This is a genomic window from Archangium primigenium, from assembly GCF_016904885.1.
In the GTDB taxonomy this organism is placed as follows: Bacteria; Myxococcota; Myxococcia; order Myxococcales; family Myxococcaceae; genus Cystobacter; species Cystobacter primigenius.
Genome location: NZ_JADWYI010000001.1, coordinates 3,397,038 through 3,408,630, shown reverse-complemented (window position 1 = coordinate 3,408,630; position 11,593 = coordinate 3,397,038). Strand labels below are relative to the sequence as shown.

The 11,593-nt window shown below is 70.6% G+C and carries 5 protein-coding genes; 3 read left to right on the top strand and 2 right to left on the bottom strand.

Translation table 11 applies throughout. From position 1 onward, the window contains the following. The first annotated feature begins 1 nt into the window (after position 1). On the top strand, positions 2-808 hold the full coding sequence (locus tag I3V78_RS14245) for a hypothetical protein (protein ID WP_204488140.1): 807 nt from the start codon (positions 2-4) through the stop codon (positions 806-808). Continuing rightward, entirely contained in the window at positions 805-2,421 is a 1,617-nt protein-coding gene (locus tag I3V78_RS14240) for an FAD-dependent monooxygenase (RefSeq protein ID WP_204488138.1), read from the top strand. The genes I3V78_RS14245 and I3V78_RS14240 overlap by 4 nt, the downstream gene beginning before the upstream one ends. 1 nt (position 2,422) lies before the next feature. Here I3V78_RS14240 and fabD read toward each other — a convergent pair whose 3' ends face one another. Further along, positions 2,423-4,660: an ACP S-malonyltransferase gene (fabD, locus tag I3V78_RS39210; RefSeq protein ID WP_239576425.1), complete on the bottom strand. Its 2,238-nt coding sequence runs from the start codon at positions 4,658-4,660 to the stop codon at positions 2,423-2,425. 147 nt (positions 4,661-4,807) lie between these two features. On the opposite strand from fabD, the gene I3V78_RS14225 reads away from it, so the two are divergent. Continuing rightward, entirely contained in the window at positions 4,808-6,025 is a 1,218-nt protein-coding gene (locus I3V78_RS14225; protein ID WP_204488136.1) for a cytochrome P450, read from the top strand. 1 nt (position 6,026) lies between these two features. On the opposite strand, the gene I3V78_RS40145 is transcribed toward I3V78_RS14225, so the two are convergent. Further along, positions 6,027-11,333: a beta-ketoacyl synthase N-terminal-like domain-containing protein gene (locus I3V78_RS40145; protein WP_338023574.1), complete on the bottom strand. Its 5,307-nt coding sequence runs from the start codon at positions 11,331-11,333 to the stop codon at positions 6,027-6,029. Positions 11,334-11,593: the final 260 nt, after the last annotated feature.

Below are 11,593 nucleotides of genomic sequence, written 5' to 3'. Positions count from 1 at the left end.
CATGCGACGCGCCCACCTCTTCGAATTCAACGACATGCCGTGGCTGCCTTCCCCCCTGCGCAAGACGATCATGGAGTTCCTGCACCACATGTCCGTGCAGCTGCGGATGTATGACGGGAGCTTCGACGTGCTCGCCGAGCTGATGAAGCAGCGGGGCCTCACGTCCATCCAGGCGTTGTGCGCGGGGGATGGCGGGCTGATGCTGGAGCTGTCCAGGCACCTGGACCGCGAGGACGTGCGCATCCAGCTCTCGGACAAGCACCCGTCGCGGGAGCGGTTCGAGGAGCTCGCGCGGGAGAGCGGTGGCCGGCTGAGCCATGTCGAGCAGTCCGTCGACGTGCTGGACGTTCCCGCGCACCTGTCGGGACTGCGCCTCATCGTCAACGCCGTGCACCACTTCGAGCCCGCCCAGGTGCGTGGCATCCTGGCCGACGCGGTGAACAAGGGGCAGCCCATCGTGTTCCTGGAGCCCGTGCAGCGCGACCTCGTGTCGCTGCTGCGCTTCTCCGCCGCGACGCCGCTGATCAGCGCCTGGTTGAGCCTGGGCGGCATCCGTCCGCTCAATCCCCGCCGCACCCTGCTGGGCCTGGTGGCCCCCGTGGGCGCCTTCTGCTTCTTCTTCGACGGCGTGGTGTCCCACCTGCGGGCCTATCACCTGGAGGAGTGGCGGGAGCTCATCCAGCAGGTCGAGGGCTCCGAGGGCTATGACTGGGACCTGCGGCAGCTGTCGGGCTTCATGGGCTCGCGCATCTCCTTCCTCTCGGGTCTGCCGAAGCCGCGGCGGGGCGCCGGGGAGCAGGCGGTATGACGCCTCGGGCGGAGGTGTTGATCGTGGGCGCGGGCCCGGTGGGGTTGACCCTCGCGTTGGCGCTCGCCCAGCAGGACATCCCGGTCCGCATCATCGACAAGGAAGCCTCGTTCTCGGGTGAGTCCAAGGCCGTCACCCTCCAGCCCCGCGCCCTGGAGCTCTACAAGCTCCTGGGCGTCACGGACCGGCTGCTGCGCGCCGGGGTCGCCAACCGCACCATGAACATGCACGTCGGAACGCGGCGGGTGACCGTGCTGCGCTACGACCGGCTGGCGAGCGACTACCCCTTCTACCTCCACCTGCACCAGGGGCAGACGGAGCGCGAGTTGGTGCGGGTGCTCGAGGAGCGGGGCATCCGCGTGGAGCGCGCCACGGCCCTGGAGGGCTTCCGTCAGGACAAGGACGGGGTCACGGCCCGACTGGTGCGCGCGGGCGGCCCGGGCGAGGACGTGCGGGTGGCGTACCTGGTGGGCTGCGACGGCGGACACAGCCGGGTGCGCGCGGGCTTGAACCTGGCCTTCACCGGCTCGCGTCATGACGACCATTGGATCATGACGGACGTGCGCATCCCCAACATGTCGCTGGCCCGCGACGAGCGCCATGGCTTCATCCTCGAGCGCTTTCCCTTCGTGGTCCTGAACCTGGGCCAGGGCTACTACCGGCTCATCTCCGCGCGCATGCCCGACTCGCCCCACAAGGGTCAGGTGCCCACGCTGGAGGAGTTCCGGGAGATCATGACGCCCCTGGGCCTGGGCCACTGGCGGCTCGAGGACCCGCTGTGGCTCACCCACTACCGGCCCAGTCAACGCCTGGTGTCCCACTTCCGGGTGGGGCGCGTCTTCGTGGCGGGCGACGCGGCCCACGTGAACACGCCCATCGCCGCCCAGGGGCTCAACACGGGCGCGGTGGATGCCCTGAACCTCGCCTGGAAGCTGGGCCTCGCCGTGCGGGGCAAGGCCCGGGAGGCCCTGCTCGACAGCTACCACGCGGAGCGCCACGCGGCGGCCGTGTCCATGTTCGCGGAGAACGATCGGCTCACCACCCTCGTCTTCGGCACCAATCCCGTGCTGCGCTATCTGGCGCGCAAACAGCTCCACCTGCTGAACCTGCCCGCGCTGAACCTGAAGAACGTCCTGGCCACCTCCCAGCTGGGCGTGCATTACCGCCGCAGCCCCGTGGTGCAGAAGGCGCCCGCGCGGAGCGTCTTCCAGCACGACACGGCACGGCCAGGCGACCGGGCCCCCCACTTCGTGATGGACGCCGAGCGCCGGACGCCGCTCTACGACATCCTTCGGGCGGACCGGCACACCCTGTTGGTGCTTGGCGGCGAGCGGCCCGACCTCCCGGCGATGCGCACCCTGGGAGCCCATGCCCGGAAGCGCTACGGCGAGGAGCTCCGCGTCCACTTCGTGTTCGGCGGGCGAGCGGATCCGACGCTGGAGGACGAGGGGCTCGGCAAGGTCTGGAGCGATCCCCACCAGGGCGCGCACCAGGCCCTGGGCGCCCGAGGCGCGGGGGGCGTGCTGATCCGCCCCGACGCGCACATCGCCGCGCGATTCCCCCTGCGTGCGCCGGACGGCCTGGACACCTACTTCAGCGCCATCCTGAACTGAGTCAGCCCCCCTGACGCATGGCCTGGAAGCGCCGCTCCAACCCGTCCGCCGTGGCTTCCATGAGCTTCACGGCGATCTCGTCCACGTGCCGGTTGCGCCACGACTCCAGGGGCGTGCCGCGCACCCACTGGTTGAACGCCCCGAGCGCCGGGCCGCAGTGGATTTGGTAGTCGGTGCGCTGCTCGCGGCTGCCGCTCAGCGCCAGGCGGGAGGTGTGGACGAAGTACCAGCGGAACACCAGGGCCAGCTTCTTCTTGGGGTTGCGCTCGGCGCGCTCCACCACACCGGGGTCGGTCTTGAGGTAGTGCTGGCGGGTCTCCGCCCAGACCTCCTCGAAACCGCGGCGGAAGAACTTCTCCTGGATCTGCTGGCGCGTGGCCGCGTCCAGGGACTCCCAAGCGTCGTGCTGCTGGTAGAGCGCGTACAGGCGGTTGGCGCGCGCGGGGAAGAAGAGGCCCTTGCGCACGACCTGGATCCTCGCGCCCAGCTCGAACATGTCGCCCGCGGGCGCGCACGTCACGTCCTGCACGTCGAGCGTCTGCAGCAACTCCTTCACGGGCTCGCTGGTGGCGGCCTCCACGGTGCACTGGTTGATGGAGCCGGTGACGATGAAGTCCGCGCCCATCACGAACGCGGCCGCCGCGGCCTCCGGCGTGCCGATTCCACCCGCGGCGCCCACGCGGAGCCGGGTCGCATAGCCATGCTCGGCCATCATCCGGTCGCGCAGGAGCATCATCGCGGGCAGCAGGGCGCTGGCGACGCCTTGGTCCGTATGGCCTCCGGAGTCCGACTCCACGCAGATGTCATCGGCCATGGGCAGCGAGCGCGCGAGCCGGGCCTCCTCGGCGGACACGCGGCCGGCGCGCTCCAGGGCGGAGAGCATCTCCGCGGGAGGTGGACTCATGAAGACCCGGGCCACCTCCGGCCGGGACACCTTCGCGATGAGCCGATGCGGGACCTGCAGCCGCCCGTCGTCGAGCCGCCGCAGCCCCGACACCCGGTAGCGCACCAGGGCGGGCGTGAGCTGCACGAAGGCCGAGGCCTCGACGTTGGACACGGAGCGGCGCAGGAAGAGGTCCACCAGCTGCTCCTCGCGCTCGGGGCGATCGAGGCTGTGCAGCAGGTTCATCCCGTAGGCCTCGCCCGGACGGAGCGCGGCCTGGATGGCCTTCAACTCCTCCTCGATGCGCGCGAGCGGCACCCCGCCCGTGCCGAAGAAGCCCAGCAGGCCCGCGCGCCCCATGCGCACCACCAGCTCCCGCGAGGCGATGCCCTTGTACATGGAGCCCGCCACATAGGCGAAGCGCACCCCATAGGCATCCCGGAAGGCCCGACTGCCCAGGGACTCGGCGCGCAGTCGGGCCTCCTCCCGCGCGGCCACGGGGGGCGGCGGCGGGAGCGCGGGCGTCTCCTGTCGGATCTTCTTGATAAGCCCCGTCAGGACCTGGCCATGGCCCACCTCGACGAACTCCTGCCCCCCCAGCGCGAGCACATGGCGCACGCTCTCCGTCCACCGCACGGGCGAGTCGATCTGCCGGGCCAGCAGCTCCGGCAGCCGGGCCTCCTCATAAGGACGGGCCTCGACGTTGGAGATCACCGGGAAGCGCAGGGGCGCGAACGTGAACTCCCGCAGGAACGCCGCGAAGGCCTCCCGCGCGGGGCGCATGTAGCGCGAGTGGAAGGCCGCGCTCACCTTGAGCTGGACCACGTTGGCGCCCGCGGCGCGCAGGGCGGGCGCCACGCGCTCCAGGTCCTCCTTCGGACCGGAGAGCACCTGCTGGCTGGGGGTGTTGTCATTGGCCAGGTCCAGGGAGTCCACGGCCTCGTGGGCCAGCACCTCGCGGATGCGCGCCACGGACAAGCCCACCACCGCGGCCATCCCCCCGCCGCTCGCCTGGGCCATCAGCTCCCCGCGCCTGCGCACCAGGAGCACACCCGTCGCGAAATCAAAAGCACCCGCGGCGAACAGGGCGTTGTACTCGCCCAGGCTGTGGCCCATGGCCCGCGCGGGATCGCGACCATCGCGCTCGCGCCGCTCCAGCCAGGCCAGTGCATTCAGCACGAACAAAACGGGCTGGGTGTACTGGGTTTGGTCCAGGCGCTCGTCCTGACAGACCTCCGCCAGCGAATAACCCAGCAACGCGTTCGCCTGCGCCACGCGCTCGTGTTGCCTGGCGAGCAACTCCAAGCCCATGCCTCGCTTCTGCGAGCCCTGTCCGGGGAAAACGAACGTCGTCATGCCTTGCACCCGCCTTCGTCACGAGCCGCGGAGATTAATCCGCATTCACATCGGAGGATACGACTGGATTGGGTTATCATGACTGGGTCCGCGAGCCCTTTCACGGACAGTCTCATCCCCCCACGACAACTCTATCGAGGAGCCTGCATGCGCCAGGAGCAGAAGCTGCACGTCAACATCCTGAGCCCTGAATTCCACATCAATCCCTATCCTTTCTACAAGCAACTGCGCGAGCAGGAGCCTGTGTATTGGAGCGAGGAGACGCGGCATTGGCTGCTCACCCGCTACGAGGATGTGCAGGCCGGCTTGAAGGACACGACCCGCTTCTCCAGCCAGAGCAGCGAGACCTTCGTCGTGCGTGAGGAGTTCATGCAGCACCTGCGTCCCATCATCACCCACTTCTCCATGTGGGCGGTGATGAAGGACAACCCCGAGCACAAGCGCCTGCGCGGCCTCATCAACCAGGCCTTCCGTCCCGACAACATCAAGGACATCCATCAGCGGGCGCAGCAGACCGCGGACTGGCTGATCGACCAGGTGTACGACCGGGGCGAGATGGATTTCGTCAACGATTATGCCTATGCCCTGCCCGCCTTGCTCTTCGCCGTGGAGATCCTGGGCATGGATCGCTCGGACCTCGCCACGTTCAAGCAGTGGAGCGTGGACCTGGCGCACGCCACGGGCCGCATCGACAACCTGGACATCATGAAGAAGGGCCAGGACGCGCTCCTGGCGATGACCGACTACATCACCCGCGCCATCAACGAGCGCATCGAGCGGCCGCGCGAGGACTTCATCTCCTACCTCGTCAAGGCGTGGCGCGAGGACAACAAGCTCACCCTGGAGGAGGTCGTGGCCCAGATGGTGTTGCTGCTCGCCGGTGGCCATACCACCACGCAGAACGTCATCAGTACGGGCCTGCTCGCCCTGTTCAAGCACCCCGAGCAGCTCGAGCGCGCGCGCAAGAACCCCCAGTTCAACCGGGCCGCGAGCGAGGAGCTCTACCGCTTCACCTCTCCCGCCCAGGCGCCCACGCGCATCGCCGCGTGTGACTTCGAGCTCGGGGGCAAGCAGATCAAGAAGGGCCAGGGCATCATGCCCATCGTGGCCGCGGCCAACCGCGATGGCGCCATCTTCGAGCGGCCGGACGAGCTGGATCTCGCGCGCGAGAAGAACCCGCACCTGGGCTTCGGTGCCGGCATCCACGTCTGCCCGGGCGCCTTCCTCGCCCGCGCGGAGATCCCCATCGCCTTCGAGACGCTCCTGCGGCGCATCCCCCACATCCGCCCCAAGAGCCCGAACGAGGACTGGAACATGAACCTCAGCTTCCGCGGCCTGTCCACGTTCCCGGTCTGCTGGAGCTGAGTCACCCCACCGCGTCGAGCTCCAAGGCGACGAGGGGACGCCGCGGCCGCGCCGTCCCCCCCGAGGCGGACACCGGAGCGGAGCGGCCCGCCGGGGCCTCCAGCCAGTAGCGCTGGCGGGAGAAGACCACCGGCGGCAGGGGGGCGCGCATCGGCCGCTGGTGCTCCGGGGCCTCGCTCACGAGCGCGTGGGCGTTGGTCCCGCCAAAGCCAAACGCGCTGAGGCCCGCCCGGCGCACGCCCTCCAGCGGCGCCCACTCCCGGAGCGTGGTGTTGGGAAACAGCGGCGAGGTCTCGAAGCGGAAGCGCGGGTTGGGCGTCGTGCAGTGCAGCGTGGGCGGCAGCTCCCGGTGCATCAACGACAGCACCACCTTGATGAAGCCCGCGACGCCCGCCGCGCTCAGCAGGTGCCCGAAGTTGCTCTTGACGCTGCCCACCGCGCAGGTGCCCGGACGCGCGCCCGCGGGGGCCAGCACCTCGGTGAGCGCCTTGAGCTCGATGGGGTCTCCGAGCATGGTCCCCGTGCCGTGCGCCTCCACGTAGCTGACGGTCCGGGCATCCACGCCGCCCTTGCGCAGGGCCTCCTGGATGACGGCGCGCTGGCCCGCGGGATTGGGCGTGGTGGCCCCCATGGTGTGCCCGTCGTTGTTGACGGCCGTCGCGTCGATGATGCCGTAGACGCGGTCACCCTCCGCCAGGGCCTTGCTCAAGGGCTTGAGCAGCACCGCGCCCGCGCCCTCCCCCGGCACGAAGCCGTCCGCCTTCTCGTCGAAGGTCTTGCACCGGCCATCGCGCGACAGGGCCCGGCTCTCGCTGAGCGTCAGGTAGACGCCCTCGTCGAGCAGGATGTCCACCCCCCCGGCCAGCGCCAGTTCCGACTCTCCGGACAGCAGGCTCTGGCAGGCCAGGTGGATGCCCACGAGCGAGGACGAGCACGCGGTGTCCACCACCAGGCCCGGACCCCTCAAGTCGAGGAAGTGCGACACGTGCGCGGCGATGAAGTTCTGGCCCGAGCCGAGGACGCCATTGCGCGTGGGCGCGGGCATGCGCGAGGCGTAGCCGCTCATCCGCGAGCCCACGAAGACGCCCACCCGCCGTCCCGCCACCTCCCGAGGGGCATAGCCCGCGTGGTGGAGGCACTGCACGCTGACCTCCAGGAACTGGCGCATCAGGGGATCGATGCAGGGGGCGTCCTCCCGGGCGATGTGGAAGTAGTCCGGATCGAACTGCTCGATGCCCTCGATGAAGCCGCCCCAGCGGCCGATGCTGCGCCCGGGCTGGTGCGTGCTCGAGTACACGTCGGCGGTCCGCCAGCGCGAGGCGGGCACCTCCGTGATGAGATCGCGCCCCTCGCGCAGCACCCGCCAGTAGGACTCCAGGTCGGGGGAGCCGGGGAAGTGACACGCCATGCCGATCACGGCGATGGGCTCCGGCCCCGACGGAGCGGCCACGGGCGCGGACGCAACGGGAGGGGCGGCCCAGGACTCGGCGCGGGGCGGCGCGTCCGGAACCGTGACGGCGGGTGGAGGCGCGGCTTCGAGGACGGCGCCTGGCGCGAAGGTGCCCAGCACCGCCTCGGGGTGGGCCTCCACCAGGTGATCGCGCAGCTGGGCGAGGGTGCGGTGCACCAGGGGCAGCGTCGGATCGAGCTTCACGCCCAACCACTCATCCATCTTGGTGACCAGCTCGATCACATGGATGGAGTCCACGCCCAGGGCCTCGAAGTCCGTCTCGGACCCGATCCGGGCCTCCTCGAGCTTGAGCTCCCGCGCCAGCAACTGACGGAGCCATTGCTCGGTATGGGCGCGCATCTCCGCGTGCACCGAAGCGCGAGGCGTGGGCGCCGACACCGAAGGCGTCTCGGAGGCAACCCCGGCGGACGTCACCTCCCGAGGAGCGGCACGCGGCGCCCTCGGCCGGGCCTTCGAGCGCAGCAGGGCCTCGGACGAGAAACGGCTCGGCTCCACGATGGCGGGCAGGAGGACGGGCCGCTGGGACGACAGCGCCGCATCGAGCAGGGCCAGCCCGTCGGCGGTGGAGTGCGCGGTGAAGCCCAGGGCCCGGTAGGCGGCACTGCCCACCTCGCCCATGCCCACGTCCCTCCAGTTCGGCCAGACGATGGACTGGTAGGGCGTCCGGCCGAGGGCGCGGCGCTGCTCGGCCAGCAGGTTCATGAACGTGTTGGCGGCCGAGTAGTCCACGATGCCCACGGCCAACGACGGCACCCGCGCCGAGACCGAGGAGAAGAGGACGAAGAACTCGAGGGCGTCTGGCGCGAGCGCGCGTTCGAGCACCCGCAGCCCGTCCACCTTGGGCTCCAACACCCCGCGCAGGTGGCTCAGCGGCTTGCCGATGAACGCGGGCGGATCGAAGAAGACCGCGCCCGCGGAGTGGACGCACCCACCGATGGGCCCGAGCGAGGACCGGACCCCCGCCAGCACGGTGGCGAGCGCGGAGGCATCCGTCAGCGGACCCGTGTGGACCCGCAGGCGCACGCCCTGGGCCTCCAGGGCCCGCAGCGGGGCGATGCGCTCGCGCAGCGACGTGGCCGTCCCCGGGTGGGCGAGGAGCGCGGTCCACTCCTCCTGGGGCGGCAGGGGCTGCACGCCCATGAGCAGCAACCGACGGGCGCCCCGCGTCACGAGGTGCCGCGCCACTTCCAGCCCGATGCCACGCACGCCCCCGGTGATGACATACACCTTGTCGGCGGACAGACGCCGCGCGGGCGCCGGGGTGCTCAGCAGCGGGCGCAGTTCGGGCTCGTACCGGCCGCCCTCCCGGAGCAGGACCTCGCCCCCCGAGTCCCGATCGAGGAGTTCCTGTTTGATCATCGTGGCCAGCGCGGCGGCGTCGGCGGGGAGCCGCTCCAGGTCCACGGTGCGCGCGTGAAGGCCCGCGTACTCCGTGCCCAGCTTGCTCACCAGGGCCGCCATCACGCCGCCCGTCAGATCGAACGGGCCCCGAGACATGAAGGTGCGCAGGCCGCGCGTGAAGTGCAGGAGCGACAGGGATGCTCCCCGCACGCGCTTGAGGAGCGTCTGCAACAGACCGATGCGGCCGAGCGCGTCCATGCGCGCGACCTCGCCCTCGTCTCCGGGCGTGGCGCGGAGATCCGAGAGGTCGAGGATGCCCGCGAGGGGCTCGGCCTTGGCGTTGAGCTCCTCGCCGAGCCGGACACCCGCCTCGTGGTTGTCGAAGTCCAGGAGCGCGTAGACCCCCGCGCCGGGCATTCCGCAGTCCGCGATGAATCGCGGGCGCACGCCCTCGAAGGAGGCCAGGGCGGTCCTCGCCAGGGGCAGGGTCTCCGCGTTGACCAGGACCACCAGCAGGCCCTGGAGGTCCAGCCCCTCACCACGAACGGGCGCTTCCACGGCGCGCCAGCCTTCCTCCAACAGGAGCGCGTTCTCGGGAAGCAGGATGGGCACGGCCGGGAGGTCTTCACGCACCACCGGGGCGAGCACGGCGGGCGACGGGAGCGCCTCGGGAGCGGAGACCCCCGGAGCGGTGTCGGTCCCCATCCCGCAGGACTCCCGGACGAAGGGCTCCGAGGGAAGCGGAACGCAGCGGTACACCCCGTGAGGGAACAGCACGGAGCGATCCAGGTCCATGCCGAGTCCGTGGAACTCGGCCACCGCCTCGAGCGTGTCCCGCCAGAGGGCCCGCGGCGCCTCTGGACTCAAGTCCTGGAGCAGTCGTCCCGACAGCCCGGACAGCACCCGGGAGGACGCACCGGAGAGCGCCGCCCTCGCGGAGCCCACCGCCTCGTGCGTCCCGGAGGCGTCCCGGAACCCGAGCAGCCGTGCCTTCAGCTCCTGGAGATCCGAGGCCACGAAGGCCGCGCGCTTCTCCCCCGCTCCGGCTCTGCGTGCCAGGGCGTAGGCGACGTCTCCCGGATGGGGCGCCGTGTCGCCGGACAGCCAGTCCGTCAGCCGCGCCGTGAGCGCCGAGGCGAGCTGGCGGAGCGCCGCGTCGGTGCGCGCCGACAAGACGAACAGGTACGCGGGCCGATCCGGCGTGCCCGCACGGGGAGCGCGCGCGGGCGGCTCCTCCAACACGAGGTGGCAGTCCGTACCGTTGTCGCCGAACGCGCTGAGGGCGGCCCGGCGCGGTGCGCCCTCCGCGCCTTCCCAGGGCCGTGGCTGGGAGTCCACCCGGAACGGCGTCTGCTCGAAGCGGCGGAGCTCCGTCGGCGTGAGCGTGGGGAACGAGGCGGGCAGTTGTCGGTGCTCGAAGGCGAGCAGGATCTTCAGCAACCCCGCCATGCCCGAGGCCGACACCGCATGCCCCAGGACGCCCGTGACCGAGCCCAGGGCGCAGAAGCCCGTGCGGGACGTGCGCGCCTGGAACACCCGGCGAAGGGCCTCGAGTTCCACCTCGTCCTCGCTCCGCGGACCGGCGCCATGCGCCTCCACGTAGGAGAGGGTCTCGGTGTCGATGCCCGCCCGCTGGTGGACCGCGCGCAGCAAGTCCTCCTGCGCACGCGCATCGGAGCCACCCGGCTCACCCGGAAGCCGGGTGCCCTGCACGCACCCACTGCCCCGGATGACCCCGTAGAGGTGATCCCCATCGGAGAGCGCCCGCGCGAGCGGCTTGAGCATCACCATCGCCACACCCTCGGAGGGCACGAGCCCGTCCGCGTCCGCCGCGAAGGGCTTGGACCGACCCTCGCGGGACAGCAGCCCGGAGCGGGCCGCCATGTGCGGGAAGTCCGGCGTGGCCATGACGAAGACGCCTCCCGCCAGCGCCCAGTCCAATCCGCCACTCCACAGCTGCTCGCAGGCGAGATGGAGGGCGACCAGCGCGGAGGCGCAGGCCGCGTCCACCACGAGCCCCTGACCCCGGAGACCCAGCGTCCGGGCGATCCGCGCCAACACCCGCGACGGGTCGTGATCCGGGGCGCCCGAGGGGCGCAGGCCCACGAACACTCCCGCCCGGTCTCCCGCGTCTCCCGCTTGCACGGGCGCGCGCTGACCGGCGTCCTCCAGCACCATCGCGCAGTGCTCGAGCACCAGGCGCTGTGAGGGATCCATCCGGGCCGCCTGCTCGCGCGAGAGGCCGAAGAACGCCGGATCAAAACAGTCCACGTCCTCGAGAAAGCCCCCGCGCGGTCCCGACAGGCCCTCGCTCGTGGCGGCCCCGGGCCAGCGCCCTCGCGGCGGTGGCGTCACCGCGCCGCTCCCCTGCATCAACCGCGTCCAGAGCGAGGACAGGTCCCTCGCGCCAGGGAATCGCCCCGAGACGCCCACAATGGCAATCGGCTCTCGGGTGGACTTCGCCGTTTCAGTCGCGGCGGTTCGTGGCTCGCTCACGGGACGACCTCAGCGCACGTGGAAAACTCCACATGGATGGTATTCCCAGAGGTCTGACACGGGTCAATGTTTTACGTGTCTGGAAGCCAAATCCTGCTCACCGCTCCATCAGTGTAGCCGCCCCGTCCACTGCGCATGTATTGCTTTCCGGTCTTCATCCGCGTGTGTGGCTTTCCAGTCCACAACGCGCCCCGCGCTCCCGGCCTGTTCCAGGCGGCCTGAAGAAAACCCTTTCCACCACAACTAATATCCGACTAGAC

Excerpts from the sequence above, each read along its gene's own strand:
- fabD (WP_239576425.1), bottom strand. The coding sequence starts at position 4,660 with ATGACGACGTTCGTTTTCCCCGGACAGGGCTCGCAGAAGCGAGGCATG.
- I3V78_RS14225 (WP_204488136.1), top strand. The coding sequence starts at position 4,808 with ATGCGCCAGGAGCAGAAGCTGCACGTCAACATCCTGAGCCCTGAATTC.
- I3V78_RS14245 (WP_204488140.1), top strand. The coding sequence starts at position 2 with ATGCGACGCGCCCACCTCTTCGAATTCAACGACATGCCGTGGCTGCCT.
- I3V78_RS14240 (WP_204488138.1), top strand. The coding sequence starts at position 805 with ATGACGCCTCGGGCGGAGGTGTTGATCGTGGGCGCGGGCCCGGTGGGG.